The sequence below is a fragment of the Nonomuraea sp. CA-143628 genome (assembly GCF_050942315.1).
In the GTDB taxonomy this organism is placed as follows: domain Bacteria; phylum Actinomycetota; class Actinomycetes; order Streptosporangiales; family Streptosporangiaceae; genus Nonomuraea.
Genome location: NZ_CP192072.1, coordinates 13,068,923 through 13,085,977, shown reverse-complemented (window position 1 = coordinate 13,085,977; position 17,055 = coordinate 13,068,923). Strand labels below are relative to the sequence as shown.

16 protein-coding genes are annotated in these 17,055 nt (G+C 69.3%); 6 read left to right on the top strand and 10 right to left on the bottom strand.

Features of this window, described 5'->3' with window-relative positions; translation table 11 throughout:
- Positions 1–122 precede the first annotated feature (122 nt).
- On the bottom strand, positions 123–629 hold the full coding sequence (locus ACQP2T_RS59680) for a DinB family protein (protein WP_433513503.1): 507 nt from the start codon (positions 627–629) through the stop codon (positions 123–125).
- Between the two features lie 130 nt (positions 630–759).
- On the opposite strand from ACQP2T_RS59680, the gene ACQP2T_RS59675 reads away from it, so the two are divergent.
- Entirely contained in the window at positions 760–2,184 is a 1,425-nt protein-coding gene (locus tag ACQP2T_RS59675) for a polysaccharide deacetylase family protein (RefSeq protein WP_433513502.1), read from the top strand.
- 18 nt (positions 2,185–2,202) lie between these two features.
- Here ACQP2T_RS59675 and boxB read toward each other — a convergent pair whose 3' ends face one another.
- Complete coding sequence (gene boxB, locus ACQP2T_RS59670; RefSeq protein ID WP_433513501.1) at positions 2,203–3,603, bottom strand: benzoyl-CoA 2,3-epoxidase subunit BoxB; 1,401 nt, start codon at positions 3,601–3,603, stop codon at positions 2,203–2,205.
- Position 3,604: 1 nt separating this feature from the next.
- Complete coding sequence (gene boxC, locus ACQP2T_RS59665; protein WP_433513500.1) at positions 3,605–5,200, bottom strand: 2,3-epoxybenzoyl-CoA dihydrolase; 1,596 nt, start codon at positions 5,198–5,200, stop codon at positions 3,605–3,607.
- A 93-nt stretch (positions 5,201–5,293) separates the two neighbouring features.
- Here boxC and ACQP2T_RS59660 point away from each other — a divergent pair, with 93 nt between their 5' ends.
- Positions 5,294–7,432, top strand: a complete 2,139-nt coding sequence (locus tag ACQP2T_RS59660; RefSeq protein ID WP_433513499.1) for a glycosyl hydrolase family 95 catalytic domain-containing protein — start codon at positions 5,294–5,296, stop codon at positions 7,430–7,432.
- Positions 7,433–7,488: 56 nt separating this feature from the next.
- Here the strand turns inward: ACQP2T_RS59660 and ACQP2T_RS59655 are convergent, their stop codons facing one another.
- Positions 7,489–7,962, bottom strand: coding sequence for a hypothetical protein (locus tag ACQP2T_RS59655; RefSeq protein WP_433513498.1), 474 nt, complete (start codon positions 7,960–7,962; stop codon positions 7,489–7,491).
- A gap of 232 nt (positions 7,963–8,194) precedes the next feature.
- On the opposite strand from ACQP2T_RS59655, the gene ACQP2T_RS59650 reads away from it, so the two are divergent.
- Positions 8,195–10,129 carry a glycosyl hydrolase family 18 protein gene (locus ACQP2T_RS59650; protein WP_433513497.1) on the top strand — a complete coding sequence of 645 codons (1,935 nt, stop codon included), beginning with the start codon at positions 8,195–8,197 and terminating at the stop codon, positions 10,127–10,129.
- A 642-nt stretch (positions 10,130–10,771) separates the two neighbouring features.
- Here ACQP2T_RS59650 and ACQP2T_RS59645 read toward each other — a convergent pair.
- From ACQP2T_RS59645 to ACQP2T_RS59635, 3 genes are read right to left on the bottom strand one after another with little or no spacing between them, the layout of a single operon-like run.
- Positions 10,772–11,500, bottom strand: coding sequence for a class I SAM-dependent methyltransferase (locus tag ACQP2T_RS59645; RefSeq protein WP_433513496.1), 729 nt, complete (start codon positions 11,498–11,500; stop codon positions 10,772–10,774).
- A 37-nt stretch (positions 11,501–11,537) separates the two neighbouring features.
- Positions 11,538–12,260, bottom strand: a complete 723-nt coding sequence (locus ACQP2T_RS59640) for a hypothetical protein (RefSeq protein WP_433513495.1) — start codon at positions 12,258–12,260, stop codon at positions 11,538–11,540.
- Positions 12,257–12,814, bottom strand: a complete 558-nt coding sequence (locus ACQP2T_RS59635) for an RNA polymerase sigma factor (protein ID WP_433513494.1) — start codon at positions 12,812–12,814, stop codon at positions 12,257–12,259. Before ACQP2T_RS59635 ends, ACQP2T_RS59640 begins: the two co-directional genes overlap by 4 nt.
- Positions 12,815–12,975: 161 nt before the next feature.
- Here ACQP2T_RS59635 and ACQP2T_RS59630 point away from each other — a divergent pair, with 161 nt between their 5' ends.
- Positions 12,976–13,323, top strand: coding sequence for a luciferase family protein (locus tag ACQP2T_RS59630; protein WP_433513493.1), 348 nt, complete (start codon positions 12,976–12,978; stop codon positions 13,321–13,323).
- Positions 13,324–13,364: 41 nt separating this feature from the next.
- Here the strand turns inward: ACQP2T_RS59630 and ACQP2T_RS59625 are convergent, their stop codons facing one another.
- Both ACQP2T_RS59625 and ACQP2T_RS59620 read right to left on the bottom strand, forming a co-directional pair.
- Complete coding sequence (locus ACQP2T_RS59625; RefSeq protein ID WP_433513492.1) at positions 13,365–14,411, bottom strand: hypothetical protein; 1,047 nt, start codon at positions 14,409–14,411, stop codon at positions 13,365–13,367.
- Between the two features lie 86 nt (positions 14,412–14,497).
- A complete protein-coding gene (locus ACQP2T_RS59620) occupies positions 14,498–14,857 on the bottom strand; it encodes an STAS domain-containing protein (protein ID WP_433513491.1) in 360 nt (119 codons plus the stop codon).
- A 223-nt stretch (positions 14,858–15,080) separates the two neighbouring features.
- Between ACQP2T_RS59620 and ACQP2T_RS59615 the strand changes: the two genes are divergently transcribed.
- Positions 15,081–15,425, top strand: a complete 345-nt coding sequence (locus ACQP2T_RS59615) for a helix-turn-helix transcriptional regulator (protein WP_433513490.1) — start codon at positions 15,081–15,083, stop codon at positions 15,423–15,425.
- Here ACQP2T_RS59615 and ACQP2T_RS59610 read toward each other — a convergent pair.
- Entirely contained in the window at positions 15,416–16,270 is an 855-nt protein-coding gene (locus tag ACQP2T_RS59610) for an oxidoreductase (protein ID WP_433513489.1), read from the bottom strand. The two genes, ACQP2T_RS59615 and ACQP2T_RS59610, sit on opposite strands and share 10 nt — an antisense overlap.
- Positions 16,271–16,385: 115 nt before the next feature.
- Here ACQP2T_RS59610 and ACQP2T_RS59605 point away from each other — a divergent pair, with 115 nt between their 5' ends.
- A complete protein-coding gene (locus tag ACQP2T_RS59605; protein WP_433513488.1) occupies positions 16,386–16,937 on the top strand; it encodes a TetR/AcrR family transcriptional regulator in 552 nt (183 codons plus the stop codon).
- The last annotated feature ends 118 nt before the right edge of the window (positions 16,938–17,055 follow it).

The window sequence follows — 17,055 nt, the reverse complement described above, 5'->3', positions numbered from 1 at the left end:
GCGATCGAATGTGGCGGGCTCAGTGGCGCTACTGGGCGTGGTGGGCTCAGCGGCGTTGCTGAGCGCGGTTGAGTGTGGCGGGCTCAGTGGTCTGATTGAGCGCCGCGTGCCGGGCGGGGACGCTATTCGCCCGTCACACCGTCGATCTGCTCGCGCAGGAAGTCGGCGTGGCCGTTGTGGCGGGCGTACTCCTCGATCATGTGGACGAGGATCCACCGGTGGGAGCAGTCCTGCCCATGGCGCTGCTGCTTGCCCAGCGCGTCGAGCGGCACCCTGGCAGACACCTCGCGGGCGTGCTCGATCTCGGTCTGCCAGGTCTTGAACGCCTCGTCGGCCGAGGCGGTGTCGACATCGTCGAAGTCGGCGTCGATGTTGGCATCCTTGCCCCACAGCTTCGGGACGTCCTCGCCGTTCAGCACCCCCCGGTACCAGGACCGCTCCACGTGGGCCATGTGCCGGACCAAGCCGAGCAGCGACATGGTCGACGGCGGGGCGGAACGCTGCCGCAGCTGTTCCTCCGACAGACCGTCGCACTTGACGGCCAGGGTCTCGCGATGCCAGTCGAGCCAGTTGGTGAGCATGGCGCGCTCGTCGGCGATGAAGGGGGGCGGGATGCGATTGTCACTCATGCTGCGCAAACGTAGCTGACCGGCCGAGTTACCGTCGAAGTAGACCATCCAGGACGGCCTGTTTGGCGAACCAATAGCTGGAACCGGGAGTCGAACGGGTCAGGGGCGGAAACGGCGGGGGGTCGTGATCATGAGGCGTCTGGTGGCGGCACTGGCGGTGGTCACGTTGACATCGACATCGTGCGGGGGGATCGGGCAGGCGTCCGAGGTGTGGCAGGCCTCCGTCAAACGGTCGGAGGACCCGGTCGCGACGGTCGCGCCGACGTGGATGCGTGGGCTGCGGGTGGTTCGTGACAATGGCAACGAGGGATCCTGTGCCTGGTCGACCACGTACCCGCAGGTGCCGGGCGCGCAGCCACTGACGGACGCGCTGAGCCGGCTGGTCGAGGCGCGGCGGGCCACGTTCCTGAAGTGGGCGCGGGAGAGCGGGTGCGGCGAGCAGGACGGGAAGGCGCCCGAGCTGAACGTCGGGTTCGGCTTCGTGGCGGCCTCGGGCGACGTGATCGGGGTCCGGTTCACCGTCTACCAGCTCGGGGGCGCGGGCGACGGCAAGTCGACGACGTCGCTCTGGTACGACGGGGTCAAGGGCCAGGTCGTGCCCGCCATGTCGCTCATCGACGCGGCGTCCATGAGCGGGTTCGAGTCGCTGACGGAGAAGGCGCTGACGGAGAAGGCGCTGACGGAGAAGGCGCTGACCGAGAAGGCACGGCTCGCCGACCGGAGCGCCCAGACGCTCGACGACCTGGGCTTCACCAAGGACGGCGATCTGGTCGTGACCTTCGACGAAGGGGAGGTGGCGGCGGGGGCCGTCGGCCAGGTGCAGGCCGTGTTGCCGCGCGCCGAGGTGGAGCCCCTGCTGTCGGACTTCGGCCGGCGGGCGCAGGCGCAGGTCATGCGTCCGTCCGGCCGCATGGCGCTGCCCGGATATACGGCGGACGGCTCGGTCGACTGCCGCCGGGTCAAGTGCGTGGCGCTCACCTTCGACGACGGCCCGAGTCCGTACACCCCCAGGTTGCTCCAATACCTGGCCAGGTACCGGGCGCGGGCCACGTTCTTCGTCGTCGGGCAGAACGTGGTCGCGCGCCCCGGCGTGGTGCGCGACGTCGTGCGGGCCGGGCACGAGGTCGGCAACCACAGCTGGTCGCACCGCGACCTGACCAGGCTGTCCGCCCGTGAGGTGCGAGCGGACCTGGCCAGGACCGACCAGGCGATCCGGAAGGCGACCGGGGTGACGCCCACGCTGGTCCGCCCGCCGTACGGTGCTTTCGACCGCGTCGTACGCAGGCAGTCACCGCACCCGCTGGTGCTGTGGAGCGTGGACACCCTGGACTGGTTGTACCGCAACAGCGGCCACGTGACCCGTGCCGCGGTCGGCCCGACGCGGCCCGGATCCATCATTCTTTTTCATGACATCAGGCCGACCACCGTGGCAGCGATCCCTCAAGTGCTGAAGAGGCTGGCCAAGCGCGGCTTCCACTTCGTGACGGTCAGCGAGATGTACGACGGTCACGTCCCCGCCCTCGCCTTCCGCGGCCCGAGCCCGAGACATCCATGATCCCTCAGACATGACCCCTCAGAGGTGGACGTACTCGTAGTCGAGCGGCCGCCCGTTGATGCCGTTGCGCGGCGGGGCCAGCCAGGCGGCGATCTTGCCGGGTTCGTAGACCGGGCGCATCAGGCTGTGGACGTACGCCTTGTCGGTGGGGGTGGGCAGCCAGCGGTCCCGGTCGCGCTCCCAGGCCGCCCGGTCGACGAGGCGGCCGTCCGGGGTGAGGTGGTGCCCGGCGAACGCGCCGACCTGGCGGTTGAAGCCGACATGCGGCAGGTACAGGGTGGCGACGCCGTCCAGGATGCGGTTCCACCGGGTCAGGCCGGTGGCGCAGTCGGCGATGTACTCCCCGCGCAGGTCGGCGTTGAGCGCGGTCAGCGCGGGCAGGCGCACGTCGGCCAGGCGGCCGTCCACGACCTGCTGGACGGTGGTGGCCGCCTCGGTGAGCAGGTGGTCGTCCTTGCGGCGTTCCTCCTGCCAGCGGCCCTTGAGCCCGGCCGTGTAGTAGTTGGCCACGTTCGTGGAGGTCTCGCCGCCGAACAGGTCCAGGCTGACGCTGTAGTGGAAGTTGATGTACTTCTGGATGACATCAAGCGGGATGCCGCCATATTTCTGGATGTCGTCGGTGTCGTGCTCGCGCATCAGCGTCGCGGTGCGCTCCACCACCCGGTCCACGCCGGTGGTGCCGACGAACATGTGGTGGGCCTCCTCCTTCAGCATGAACTCACACGTACGGCTGAGCGGATCGAAGGCGCTCTCCTTCAGCGTGCCCAGCTGATACTTGCCGTCGCGGTCGGTGAAGTAGGTGAACATGAAGAACGACAGCCAGTCCGGCGTCTCCTCGTTGAAAGCGCCCAGGATGCGCGGCGAGTCCTCGCTGCCGGAGTTGCGCAGCAGCAGCGCGTCGGCCTCGTCGCGACCGGCCCGGCCGAAGTAGGCGTGCAGCAGGTAGACCATGGCCCACAGGTGCCGGCCCTCCTCGACGTTGACCTGGAACAGGTTGCGCAGGTCGTACAGGCTGGGCGCGGTCAGCCCGAGGCGGCGCTGCTGCTCCACGCTGGCCGGTTCGGTGTCGCCCTGCACCACGATGAGCCGCTGCAGCTCGGCGCGGAACTCACCGGGCACCTGCTGCCAGACCGGCTGCCTCCGGTGCTGGCCGAAGGCGATGCGCCGGTCGGGGTCGCGCTCGGCCAGGAAGATGCCCCACCGGTATTCGGGCAGCGCCACGTGTCCGAAGTGCGCCCAGCCCTCCCGGCCCACCGCCACCGCCGTACGCAGGTAGACGTCCTGGGTCGGCAGCGCCGGTCCCATCTCGCCCCACCAGCGCAGGAACCCGGGCTGCCACGACTCCAGCGCCCGTTGCAGCCGCCGGTCCTCGGCCAGGTTGACGTTGTTCGGGATGCGCTCGCCGTAGTCGATGGACATCTCACACTCGCTTCCGGTCGAAGGCGGGCCGCTGCCCGGTGCCGTAGCGGCGCAGCGCGCCCTCGGGACCTGCGGCGTTGGGGCGGTTGAACACCCAGTTCTGCCAGGCGGTGAGCCGGGCGAAGATCTTCGTCTCCAGCGTCTCGGGGCCGGCGAAGCGGTGGTTGGCCTCCATCGCGGTCAACGCGTCCGGGCTCAGGGCCGCCCGCTCCTCCAGCGCGATGCGCACCTCGTCCGCCCAGTCGATGTCGTCGAGCGCGAAGGTGACCAGGCCCTGCTCGTCGGCCTCGGCGGCGTCGATCTCGCGGCCGGTCTCCTGTCGTAGCTTGGCGAGGTGGCCGGGGTCGCCGAGGAAGCGGGCGGCCAGCCGGGACAGGCCGTTGCCCATGGGGAACGCGCCGAAGTTCGCCTCGGTGAGGGTGATCGCGGTGCCCTCTTCGTCGAACATGTACTGGCGGTCGCAGGCCAGCGCCAGCTCCAGCAGCGGCCCGGCGAAGCAGCTGCCCGGCTCGATCAGCGCGATCAGGCTGCGGCTCGTCACGTCCAGGCGTTTGAGCGTGCGCTTGAAGTAGTGCCGGATCTCGTCGGCCGGCCAGCCGTCGCCCTGCCAGGCGTCGAGTACGCGCCGGGCGTCGCCCTGGGTCTTGATCACCCAGGTGCCCAGCTCCAGCTCGTTCGTGCGCAGCCGCAGGATCAGGTCGTCCAGCTCCCGGGTGAGCGCCAGCGGCCAGGACTCGATGTCCTGGCGAGGGCCGTACACCGTGATGGTGACCAGCCCGTTCGCCCGGTCGAGGTCCGCGGTGACGTTCGGGTAGCGGATCGCGTCGGCGCTCACCTCGCGCTTCAGCGGGGTCAGCGCGATCCCCTTGGCGTCGCGCGGGCGGGTGGAGCGGGCGGCGGCCTCGGTGGCGCGCCGCCGTACCGTCTCCTCGAACCTGCTGCGCGGCACCGCCTCGTCGACCAGGCCCCACTCCACCGCGCGCGAGCCGCGCACGCCCTCGCTGCGCGTGGCGAACACGTCCGCCAGGTCCTTGCGTACGCCGCGCTTGTCGACCAGCCGGGTCAGGCCCCCGGTGCCGGGCAGTACGGCGAGCAGTGGCACCTCCGGCAGCGACACGGCCGTGGAGCCGTCGTCCAGCAGAATGATCCGGTCGCAGGCCAGCGCCAGCTCGAAGCCGCCACCGGCCGCCGTGCCGTTGATCGCCGCGAGGTAGGTCTGACCGGAGTGCGCGGTCGCGTCCTCGATGCCGTTGCGGGTCTCGTTGGTGAACTTGCAGAAGTTCACCTTCCAGGAGTGCGTCGATCCGGCCAGCATCCTGATGTTGGCGCCCGCGCAGAACACCTTCTCCAGGCCGCCGGTGATGATCACGGCGCGGACCTCGGGGTGCTCGAAGCGCAGGCGCTGGACGGCGTCGTACAGCTCGATGTCCACGCCCAGGTCGTAGGAGTTGAGCTTGAGCTCGTAGCCGGGGACCAGGCCGCCGCTCTCATCCACCTGGAGGACGATGCGGGCGATCTCGGCGTCGTACTCGACGCGGAGGTGGCGGTAGCGGTCGGGATGGGTGTCGAAGGACACCTCGGGCGCTGTCTCGGACACGTCCCTATTTTCGACATCCATTTTTCGCTACGTCAAGCATGTGTAGCATTTAATAGGGTGGCTGGGAAAGCGCTTCCCCTGGTCGGAGGTCCGATGCCCGCGCACCGCATTCACGACACCGAGCCCGCACTGACCTGGGAGGACGCGTTCCTTTCCGGCAACGGCGAATACGGGATCATGGTCTACGGCGAGCCGCACGCCCAGCGCGTGGTGTTCGACCATCACCGCTTCGTCCTGCCCAACGGCTCCCGCGACCTGCGCCCGCCCGCCATCGCCGACCGGCTGGGGGAGATCCGCGAGCTGATCCTGTCCGGGCGGGCCGCCGAGGCGCAGCGGGTGGCGGCCGACGGGCGGAGTCTGGCCTGGACGCAGGCGTTCCATCCGGGGTACGAGCTGGTCGTCGAGGGCGCGTTCGCCGCCGGGCCCTATCGGCGGGTCACCGACTTCGCGACCGGGGAGATCGCGGTCACGTCGGGCGGGCGCGCCCACCACGCGTTCGTCTCGCGGGCCGACTCCGTCGTGGTCCAGCGGCTGACCGGTGAGCTGAGGCTGCGTCTGACGGGCGACCTGCCGGGCAAGCCCGACGACGTCGTCTATCAGACCACTGCTTACGAGAAGGACGGGCACGTCTTCCTGAGCGCTCGCGGCGCCTATCCGGCCGGGCTGGGCGCCGCCGGGTTGGAGGGGCTGACGCTCGTCCTGGCCGCCGACGTCTCCGTGTCCGGCGACGCGGTGGTGACGCGGGGCGAGACGCTGCTGCTGACGAAGCTGGACCGGTACGAGGAGCCCGGCTGGGGCACCGACCGGCTGGAGGCCGCTCTCGCGGCCTTGGCCGGGCACCGGTACGACGAGCTGCTGGCGCGGCATGTCGCCATCCATCGGCCCATCTATGAGCGGGTCACCCTCGATCTGGGTGTAGCCGGGGATCCGCCGGTGGGCGAGCTGATCGCCGAGCCTGGTCCCGCATTGGTCGAGCGGTTGTTCCACTCGGGCCGCTACCTGCTGCTCAGCTCCTCGGGCGTGCTGCCGCCCCGGCTCACCGGTCTCTGGCTCGGCGCGTGGGGAGCGGCCTGGTCGGGCGACTTCACCACCGACGCCAACCTCAACCTGCAGCTGGCCGGGGTGAACATCGGCGCGATGCCCGAGCTCATGACGGGGTACGCCGCCCTGATCCGCGACCAGATCGACCACTGGCGGGTCAACGCCCGCGAGATCTACGGGGTCGACGGCATCCTCGCGCCGAGCCGTACCGACGGGGAGAGCGGCTACCTGTTCCACTTCGACGAGGACTGGCCGTGGACGATGTGGCTGGCGGGGGCCGACTGGCTGCTGTATCCGCTCCACGAGCACCACCAGGTCACCGGCGAGCTGCCTGAAGAGCTGCCCGGTTGGCTGGCGGAGGCGGCGGCGTTCTGGGAGGGGTTCCTGGCCGGGTCCGGCTTCGTGATCGTGCCGTCGTTCTCGCCCGAGGTGGGTCCCGGGGGCTCCGCGTACGCGAGCGTCAACGCGACCATGGACATCGCGGCGGCCCGGCACGCCTTGGGCCTGGCCGGATCACCGCTGGCCGAGCGGCTGCCGCCGTACCGGATCGACGAGCGGGGCGCGCTCACGGAGTGGGCGTGGGACGCGGCCCCGCACGAGGATCACCGGCACGTCAGCCACCTCTATCCGGTGTGGCCGCTGCACGAGATCAACCCCGACGACGAGCCGAAGCTGGCCGCGGCCGCGCGTCGGGCCCTGGAGCTGCGCGGCGACGAGAACCTGTCGGCCCACGGCAGCCTGCACCGGGCGCTGGCGGCGGCCCGGCTGAAGGACGCGGGGCAGGCCCAGGCCAACCTGATGAAGATCCTGGGCACGGACATGCTGTTCCGATCGCTCATGACGTCCCACAACCCGGGCCGGGAGATCTACAACGCCGACGCCGCGCACACCCTGCACGGGCTGGTCATCGAGCTGCTGGTGGACTCCCGGCCGGGGGTGGTGGAGCTGCTGCCCGCCGTGCCCGAGCTGCTGCCGAAGGGGACGATCCGCGGCGTCGCCTGCCGGGGGCGGGTCGTCGTCGAGGAGCTGACCTGGGGGGAAGGGGCCGTGCGGGCGGTGCTGCGCTCGCCCGTGGACCAGCGGATCACCCTGATCCACCGCGCCTCCGGGCATCGGGAGGAGGTCGAGTTGGTGGCGGGTGAACCCCACCTGGTGGCCATTGAGTACCTGTCGTCCCGGACGGCCAAGTAGGCCCGTGACGACTCGCCCCGAAACCGGGGCGAGTCTCGCCAGGCACGTACGGGTTGTCAGCGCACGACGGCGCAGCCGACCCACTTGATGACGTGCTTGTCCTTCTTCGTGAAGAACTCCGCGCCCTTCTTGCTCTTGAAGGCACGCTTGTGCAGAACGCCCTTCTCATCGCGGAACCGGACATTGACCCGGCTGCCTTCGCGGTGCCTGACGACGCACTTCATCTTCTCGTCCGGCCCGCAGGCGTCGTCCTCGGGGCCGAGCCGCTCCGAGAAGACGCGCACCTTTTTACCCTTGATGAGCTTGCCGTCCTCGTCCTCGAACCGGCCCTCCTTGAGGCGGACCCTCTCGCCCACTTCGCCCTTGAAGACGACGTCGGGCTCGGAGCACTCCAGGATGGGCGCGACCTGGTCGCTGGTGATCAGCGCGGGCTGCGATGGGTCGTCCGAGGCGAATGCGGGGGCGGACACGGCCGCGGTGGTGCCGAAGGCCGCCACGGCGATGATGGCGGCACCGAGTGCGCGTCTCATGTGACTCTCTTCTCTGAGGGGTCTCTGAAGGGTTCTGAGCTGTGACGACCGGCCGGTCACGATGAAGACTGCCGGGCCGGGTGTTAATTCCGTGTATGACAAAAATTGACCGCCCGTATTGACGATCTCGCAGGCGGCGGCTAGCGTCGTCTCATAATTGACAGGAAACTTTCCTATAAATTTCCTGTCGGGCCTCCCACCCACCCCCAAAACCGCCGGAGGTCGGACCACCATGAGACACACGATCCTGAAGAAGGGCCTCGCGGTCCTGGCGGCGTTACTCCTGCCGCTGACCGCGACGGTCGCCGCACCTACCGGCGCGTACGGCGCCAGCTCGGTCGCCTTCGCCGCCGCCTGGGCCCCGTGGACCGCGTACACGGCAGGCACCCGCGTCACCTACAACGGCGTCGACTACGAGTGCATCCAGAGCCATACCTCCCAGCCCGGCTGGGAGCCGCCGAACGTACCCGCCCTGTGGAAACCGGTCACCGGCGGCGGCACCGACACCACCGCGCCGTCCGTGCCCGGCAACCTGCGTTCGACGGGCACCACCTCCAGCAGCGTCTCCCTGGCATGGGACGCCTCCACCGACAACGTCGGCGTCACCGGCTACGACGTCTATCGCGGCTCGACGCAGGTGACCACGGTCACCGGCACCTCCTACACCGACAGCGGTCTCGCGGCCGCCACCAGCTACACCTACACGGTCCGCGCCCGTGACGCCGCCGGGAACGTCTCGGCCGCCGGCAACTCGGTCACCGCCACCACCTCGGGCGGCACCGGCGCTCCCGGCCAGCCCGGCACACCCAGTGTCACCGGCACGACCGCCAGCTCGATCGCCCTGTCGTGGGGCGCCTCTTCCGGAACCGTCACCGGTTACCGCGTGTACGAGGGGAGCACGGTCAAGGCGACCGTGACCGGCACCTCGGCCACCATCGGGTCGCTGGGCGCCTGTACGTCGCACACGTACACCGTCAAGGCGTACAACTCGGTGGGCGAGTCCGCGGCCAGCGCCCAGGTCACCGGCGCGACCACCGGGTGCACCGGCGGCGGCAACAAGGTGCTCGGCTACTTCGTCCAGTGGGGCGTCTACCAGCGCAACTACCACGTCAAGAACATCGACACCAGCGGCTCGGCCGCCAAGCTGACCCACATCAACTACGCCTTCGGCAACGTGACGAACGGGCAGTGCGCCATCGGCGACAGCTACGCCGACTACGACCGCTTCTACCAGGCGGGCGAGAGCGTGGACGGCGTCGCCGACACCTGGGACGCGGGCGCGCTGCGCGGCAGCTTCAACCAGCTGCGCAAGCTCAAGAAGAAGTACCCGAACCTGAAGGTGCTGTTCTCCTTCGGCGGCTGGACCTGGTCCGGCGGCTTCGGCCAGGCCGCGCAGAACCCGACCGCCTTCGCCAACTCCTGCTACAACCTGGTCGAGGACCCGCGCTGGGCGGACGTGTTCGACGGCATCGACATCGACTGGGAATACCCGAACGCCTGCGGTCTCAGCTGCGACAGCAGTGGCCCGGCGGCGTTCAAGAACGTCATGTCGGCCCTGCGCTCCCGCTTCGGGTCCGGCAACCTTGTCACCGCGGCCATCACCGCCGACGGCACCAGCGGCGGCAAGATCGACGCGGCCGACTACGGCGGCGCCGCCCAGTACGTCGACTGGTACAACGTCATGACGTACGACTTCTTCGGCGCCTTCGCGGCGCAGGGCCCCACGGCTCCGCACTCGCCGCTCACCTCGTACGCGGGCATCCCGACACCGGGCTTCTACTCAGACAACGCCATCCAGAAGCTCAAGAGCAAGGGTGTGCCGTCGAACAAGCTGCTGCTCGGCATCGGGTTCTACGGCCGCGGCTGGAGCGGGGTCACGCAGTCCACTCCCGGAGGCGCGGCGACAGGGCCGGCGCCCGGTACGTACGAACAGGGCATCGAGGACTACAAGGTGCTCAAGACCCGCTGCCCGGCCACCGGCACCGTCGCCGGCACCGCGTACGCCTACTGCGGGGGCCAGTGGTGGAGCTACGACACGCCGAGCACCATCGGCGGCAAGATGAGCTACTCGAAGAGCCAGGGCCTGGGCGGCGCGTTCTTCTGGGAGCTCAGCGGCGACACCACCGGCGGTGAGCTGATCACCGCCATGAAGAGCGGCCTGGGGTGACCATCCTCACCTCCTGAGGGCCTCGTCTGGGCCGGTTCCGCGTCGCGGGACCGGCCCTTTCGCCTTTCCTACCCGGTTGGAGGGTTGACCCGGGATCCGCGTGGAAATCTTGAGATCATAACGCTTCGTAATCGTCCACTAACTGTCAGCTCATGATCCCCGGGGGTGATGATGATGGACATGCTTCCGCCGTCAGCGTTCATTCGCAGGACACCGACCCCGCCACGACGGCGGTGGGGATCGGCGTGCATGGCGCTGGCGCTCGCCGGGTCCATGGGCTTCGGCAGCGGGCTCGGCTACGCGATGGGCCGGACCGTACAGGAGCGTCAGTCGTCGCTCCGGCCACGGGTGGCGGCCATGTCGGTCACGACCGGTGAGGCCCCGCCGTCAGCCCCCGAACAGGTCAACGCGGCGCCGAAGCCCGCTGCCCCTCCAGCCGCCCGCCCAGTTGCCCGTCCGGCTGCTCATCGGGTTACTCATCGGGTCGCCCGGAGGGCCGCCCATCCTGCTGCCGAGCGGAAACATCGCGTCAAGGCCGCGAAGACCCGCCATCACGTGAGAGCCAAGCACCGCTCGGCTTGCGTCCCGCTGCAGGGACTCAGGGAACGGCTGTGCAGGACCCTGTTCAAAGAACACTGATCATCACTGGGGCCGCCGGGCGAAGAACACGAACTCCAGGCCGGGCCGGTCGGGCGCACCACGAACCTCCTCCACGGTGTATCCATGCGCGACCAGCGCCGCCTCGACCTCGTCACGCTCGCGGAAGCGCAGCGTCGAGTGCGAGGTCAGCACCTGCCCGTCCGAGCCGAAGACGTGCGTCCCGCGGAATGTCACCAGCGGCCCGCTGACGTCGAGCACATCGCACCAGCTCTCCACCGCGCCGACGCCCTGAATCTCGGTGACCTTGTGCGTCTCCGCACGATTCCACTCCTCCCAGGCGCGTTTCGCCGGATCCCGGGTCTCGAACACGAGATGTCCACCGGGCCGCAACGCGTCGTAGACCCCACGTAACGTCCCCTCCCAATCGCGCGGGTCCATGATCGCTTGGGCGACGTTTCCCGTCATGGTGGCCAGATCAACCTGCATCGGGGGAAGCGTCGTCGCGTCACCGTGGAGCCAGCGCACCCGGTCGCCGTTCGGCTTGGCCCGCGCGACATCGAGCGACGCGCGGGCCGGGTCGACGCCTATGACGTCGACGCCGCGACCGGCCAGGAGCAGCGCGAACGTCCCCGTCCCGCACCCCACGTCCAGGAGGGTACGGGCACCGAGCTCATCGGCGATGGCCACATACGCGTCCAGATCACCACGGTCGGAGTCGAGCGCGTCATAGATCGAGGCCAGCCGCGGATGTTCGAACATATCGTCAGCCATCAGGCCACGGTATGTCGCGGAGCGCGGTCGGCTCGACTCAGTTTCCGTCCATCTTCTTGGTTCCGGCCAGCTTCTTGGCGAGCTCCTCATCGGAGTTCGCCTTCACGAGCCGGCAGGGCGCGATCGGGCTGCCGGCCTTGGCCAGATAGGGGAGGAACGCGTACTCCATTCCGCCGTAGTTACCCGGCCGGATCTCCAGGACGAGCGTCTCCTCCGGGCGCATGAAGCGTGGGGAGATCACGAAGGTGTCCTTGTTGATCGGCGCCGCGACGTCTCGGGAGCGCCAGTTGTCCGGCTTGTCGAACTCCTTGCGCTGCTGCTCGGTCATGTTCTTGGTGCTCGGTGGGTCGTAGGCCAGGTCCGCGCCGACGAAACGGCCACGGGCGCACTGCTTGCCCGCTTCGGTGAAGGTCACGTCGGCCGTGATCCCCGCGCTCTTGAGCTTGGCCTCCAGCCCGTCGGAGTCCCGGAACTCCTTGACCGTCACCTGAACGGTGCCGTCGGAGCCCTTCACCACCGCGTACGCCGCGCTCGGCGCCCCTGGGGCCAGCGGCACGGCCACCAGCGCGGCCGCGGTGATGCCCACGACGGCCAACCCCGCCAGCACGGGACGACGCGTCGGCGTCCAGGAGGGCCGACGGCGGGCGGGCGGGGTCGCCACGATCTCCGCGAGGAGGTCATGGACGCCCTGACCCATGGAAGGCTCGGCGTACTCGGCGGCCGGATCGATGGCGGACACCATGCGGTCGATCTTGTTCATCGGGTCTCTCCCCTCAGCGCGGTCAACATGCTGACCTCGTCCGTCGTGGTCGTGTCGAGCAGCCGAGCCAGTCGTTTGCGGGCCCGATGCAGCCGGAGCCGGGCGGCGGTGCTGCTGCAGCCCAGCACCTTGGCGATCTGTGGGCCGGTCAGCTCCTCCCAGCAGGCCAGGGCGAGCACGTCCCGGTCGGCCGCGTTCAGGGCGGCGAAAGCGGTGCGTACGGCCTCGGTCCGTGGGTCGGTGGCCGTCTGCCCCTGTCCGACGGCCAGTTCGCCACGGAGCCGCGAGGCCAGCGCGGTACGGCGCGACTCGCCGCGCCGGTGATTGGCCAGGACCCGCCGGGCCGCGCCGTACAGCCAGAGCACGGCGGCCTCGCCCTCGGGTACGTCATCCAGCCGCCGCCACGCGGCGAGGAAGGTCTCCGCGATCACATCGGCGACGTCGTCCACGGAATCTGTACGACGTATCGCATAGCGATGTACGGCCGGATAACAGGCGAGATAGAGCGCCTCGAAGCGATCTCGCGTGTCGGGTGGCACGCGTTGATCCTGCACGGGTGTCTCCTAACCGAAGAATGCCGGAACACCTCACTAGGTGTCCGGCACCTCCGCAAGTGTTTCCACCCGTGCCCCGGGACTCCTTGCGTCTGAACAACAGATAACGGTTGAAGAACGCAGCATGGCGATGCGGTGTGCGGTAGAGCAGCATTGAGGTTGTGGCAGGGATCTCCGTCTGGCGACGGGCGAGTCTGCGTCATGGGCCCTATGTGGCCCGGGCGATGGCCGAGCTGCGCTCCTGGCCGGCTCTGGCGGTCAGCGACACCCGGCGCGGCGTGGCCTTCGCGGTGCGGGGCACCGAGATCCTGCGCCCGTCCGGCCGGGACGAGGTGCACCTGCGTCTGACGGCGGCGGCGATCGACCGGCTCGAACCGCATCTGCGGGTCTGCGACCAGGTGCACGCCTGCGCCGACCGCGCCTGGGTGGCCGTGCAGGTGGACGCCGAACCCGACCTCGAACTGCTGCTCGCCCTGACCAGCGTGGCGATCAAGGCACACGCCCCGTAAACCTGGAGCCGACTGGCCGCCGCTCACCGCGGAGGCCGACGTCAGGCTGCCACGTGATCCCGGAGACCGGCCTTCCGCCACACCTTGAACAGCCGCCTGGCCGAGCCACCCACCGGCCCGACCGCCTCATAGAGCACCTTCGACGAGACCGGCTCGGCAGTCTCCACGGCGGTCACCGCGTCGTCCGCGTTGGTGATCGTGTGCGTGCAGACGCTGAGCAGGTAGTCGGGGATCTGCAGGCGCGGATCCGTACAGCCGACCAGCGGAACGCCCACCGCGGCGACCACCGGGAAGACGGTCCCCGGTATGCCGATGGCGGCCTCGGCCCGCGCCGCCGCCTGGACGGACGGGACCGAGCTGATCTCGTACCGCTCCCACAGCGAACGGTCCTCGCGCGGGTGCAGCCCGACCAGGATGTGCTTGCCAGCCGCCGCGAGACGTTCCGCCGCGGCGAGCAGCAGCTCGGTGCCGGGGGCCGAGCCGCCGGTGCCGCTGGACCTGGTCACGCTGGTGAGCACCAGTACGGTGCCCTTCTCCGGGTCGTGCTTGGGCAGGTCGTCGGTCTGCGGCGTACCCACGACCGTGATCGGGCGGCGGACGCCCAGGTAGTCGTCGTACACCTTCGCCTCGGCAGGCGACGACGCGGTGATCGCCCGCAGCCGCCCGCGGAACTCCTTGGCCCGCGGCGCCTCCACCGGCAACTGGTAGGCCAGCGAACTGGCGACCAGCGGCAGGTGACGCAGCCGCGCGGCGCAGTCGGCGGGCCAGTCCCCGGCGCCCGTCACCACGAGCAGGTCGGCCCGCGGGATCTCGTCAGGTGTCGCGACCGAGACCGGATCGCCCGGCTTGATCCCTGATCGGTCGGGCACCAGCTGCACGATCTCCCACCCCGGGCGCCGCGCCTCGGGCAGCAGCGGAGCCGCGTGGTAGGTGCCCCACGGTTCGTTCGTGGCGATCAGTATCCGGGGCCCCTTGCCGGTCGGCGGAGCCGTCGCCGCCCGGGCGGCCGTACCGCCGAGCACGGTGAGCCCGACCCCGGACAGCGCGCCGGTGAGCAGAGACCGCCGGGACAGGCTGTTAGCGGACATGTCATTAAATGCCATGGAATCGGAATTTATGGTGTGGTCTGGGCTTATTTATGAACATGGGCCGTCCCCCAGACGAACGAAGGTTCCTATGGCTGGGTCTGCTCGGCCAGGATGCTGGAGATGGCCTGCTCCGCGGTGGTGTGGATGTTCAGGGCCGATGACAGGCCGGTGATCTCGAGGATGCGGGCGGGCGCGCCGCGTACGGCCGCCAGATGGAGCGCGGCACCCTGTTCGCTCAGGGCCGTGTTGAGGCGTACCAGCAGGTGCAGGCCCATGCTGTCGAGGAAGGTCAGCCCGTCCAGGTCGAGCAGCAACGGCTCGCCGGTACGGACCTGTCGGCCGAGGTAGGTCTCCAATTGGGCGACGTTGGTGGTGTCCACCTCGCCGGTCACGGTGATCAGCACGCCGATGATCAGGCGTTGGCTGTCCAGGCTCAAAGGGGGCATGGCGGCTTGACGGCCTGCTCAGCAGGCGGCCGACGGTGGCGCGACGGTCATGACGTCCTCTCAGGGCTGGCCGAGTACGGGCGCGATTCCTTCCTCGCATCCGCACTTTAATCCCGAAGACCGATACCGGAAAGACTTTTCCCCATAGGATCTTCTGGGAAGAGAGGGTACAGTCCGCCCCGCAGCCACCGTTAACCGCCGGGGGCGGAGAAGGTGAAGACCCGTGAGCGCATCCGACGACCGTTCGTCCGCCTGGACGTTCCTGACCCATCACGCCCGCGTCCTGCTGGAGATCGCCCGCGACCCACAGGCGCGGATGCGCGACATCGCCACCGGCATCGGCATCACCGAACGCGCCGTGCAAGGCATCGTGACCGACCTGCACCAGGCCGGCTACCTCTCCCGCGACCGAGTCGGCCGTCGCAACCACTACAGCATCAACCTCGACGAGCACTTCCGCTACCCGACCGAGGCCGGACTGCCGATCCGGCTGCTGATCGACATGTTCACCCAGCACGACCTGCCCGGGCGCCCCGCCACCCCACAACCGCCCGAAACTCAACCTTGAAGAGTGGTGCGTGGGTCGGGGTAGTCGGCCGAGCGGCTCACATCGGCCCATTTCTCGGTTTCGGCGGCGCGGATCTCGGCGGCCTTCTGGGCTGAGGCGACGGCGTCGCTGCCGAGGAGGAGCCGTCGAGGTGGGTCGTCGTCCCGGACCACGTCGATGATGATCTTGGCGGCGCGGGCCGGGTCGCCGGGCTGGGTGCCGTCGGTGTCGCGGCGGAAGCGGTGGATGGCGCCCACGGTCTGCTCGTAGTCGGGCCCGACGGGGTGGATCTCCATGGAGGAGCCCTGCCAGTCGGTACGGAACGCCCCTGGCTCGACGATGATGACCTTGATGCCGAAGGGCGCGACTTCGTTGGCGAGGACTTCGGAGAAGCCTTCGACGGCGAACTTCGCGGTCTGGTAGGCGCCCATTCCGGGGGTGCCGCCGACGCGTCCTCCGACGGAGGAGAACTGGACGAAGACTCCTGATCCTTGGGTGCGCAGGACGGGCAGGGCGGCCCGGGTGACGTTCACGACGCCGAAGAGGTTGGTCTCGATCTGGGCGCGGAAGTCGTCTTCGGCCATCTCTTCGATCGGTGCGCTGTTGCCGTAGCCGGCGTTGTTGACGACCACGTCGAGGCTGCCGAAGGCGTCAATGGCCTCCTTGACCGCTCGGGATGCCGCGGCGGCGTCGGTGACGTCGAGCGCGACCGCTCGGATCCGGTCGCCATGGCTGGCCACCAGGTCATCGAGCTGCTTGGGGCTGCGTGCGGTGGCGATGACCCGGTCGCCCGCTTCGAGGACGGCTTCGGTGAGGCGGCGTCCGAGGCCGCGTGACGCGCCGGTGATGAGCCATGTCTTGGCCATGGGTGGTTCCTTTGATCGATTAGCTGTCACATCAATGTAGCACTTGCTAGCTTAATATCCACAAAAAAGTGACGCAAGCTACGTCATGTGCTACGCAAGGGGGTATGTTGGGCAGGTGAGAGCAGACGCGACACGCAACCTGGAACGTGTCCTGAGCACGGGCGCCCGCATGCTCGCAGACGACCCCTCAGCGACCATCGCCGCCATCGCCGCCGAGGCGGGGGTGGACCGCCGCACGGTCTACCGCCGCTTCGCCTCCCGCGAAGACCTCATGGCCGCCGTCTACGGAGCCCGCTACGACGCGGTCGAGCAGGCCATCGAGGCCGCCAGGCTGCGCGAGGCCCCGGTCGCGGTCGCGCTGCATCGCTACGTCGAGGGCATCATCGCCGTCAACCGCGAATGGCCCGTGGAAACGAGCCTCATGCTCCGCGAGATGGCGATCCGTGAGCGCCGCCGCAGGCTGATCGACGAGGTCGACGCCTTCCTGCGGCGCGCCACCGACGAGGGCCTGCTGCGCTCCGACCTGCCGCCCGGCTGGGTGGCCATGGCCCTGCCGCCGCTGATGGAACACGCCGCCGCGAACCTGCCCGAGCTGAGCGCCGCACAGGCCGCCGACGTCGTGGTCGACACCCTGCTGCGCGGCGTCGGCACCCCACAGGCACACTGACCCCACGAAGGCGCTGAGGGCCGGCACGGCCTGATCCCGACGGCTGCTACGGTGAAAGACGATCGTGTACAGACTTGAGGAGACCAGACATGGCAGGTGACGACGACATCTCCGGGTG

Bases quoted from the DNA above. Each gene is read 5' to 3' on its own strand.
- ACQP2T_RS59680 (WP_433513503.1), bottom strand. From the start codon at position 629: ATGAGTGACAATCGCATCCCGCCCCCCTTCATCGCCGACGAGCGCGCC.
- ACQP2T_RS59675 (WP_433513502.1), top strand. From the start codon at position 760: ATGAGGCGTCTGGTGGCGGCACTGGCGGTGGTCACGTTGACATCGACA.
- boxB (WP_433513501.1), bottom strand. From the start codon at position 3,603: ATGTCCATCGACTACGGCGAGCGCATCCCGAACAACGTCAACCTGGCC.
- ACQP2T_RS59660 (WP_433513499.1), top strand. From the start codon at position 5,294: ATGCCCGCGCACCGCATTCACGACACCGAGCCCGCACTGACCTGGGAG.
- ACQP2T_RS59655 (WP_433513498.1), bottom strand. From the start codon at position 7,962: ATGAGACGCGCACTCGGTGCCGCCATCATCGCCGTGGCGGCCTTCGGC.
- ACQP2T_RS59650 (WP_433513497.1), top strand. From the start codon at position 8,195: ATGAGACACACGATCCTGAAGAAGGGCCTCGCGGTCCTGGCGGCGTTA.
- ACQP2T_RS59645 (WP_433513496.1), bottom strand. From the start codon at position 11,500: ATGGCTGACGATATGTTCGAACATCCGCGGCTGGCCTCGATCTATGAC.
- ACQP2T_RS59640 (WP_433513495.1), bottom strand. From the start codon at position 12,260: ATGAACAAGATCGACCGCATGGTGTCCGCCATCGATCCGGCCGCCGAG.
- ACQP2T_RS59625 (WP_433513492.1), bottom strand. From the start codon at position 14,411: ATGTCCGCTAACAGCCTGTCCCGGCGGTCTCTGCTCACCGGCGCGCTG.
- ACQP2T_RS59620 (WP_433513491.1), bottom strand. From the start codon at position 14,857: ATGCCCCCTTTGAGCCTGGACAGCCAACGCCTGATCATCGGCGTGCTG.
- ACQP2T_RS59610 (WP_433513489.1), bottom strand. From the start codon at position 16,270: ATGGCCAAGACATGGCTCATCACCGGCGCGTCACGCGGCCTCGGACGC.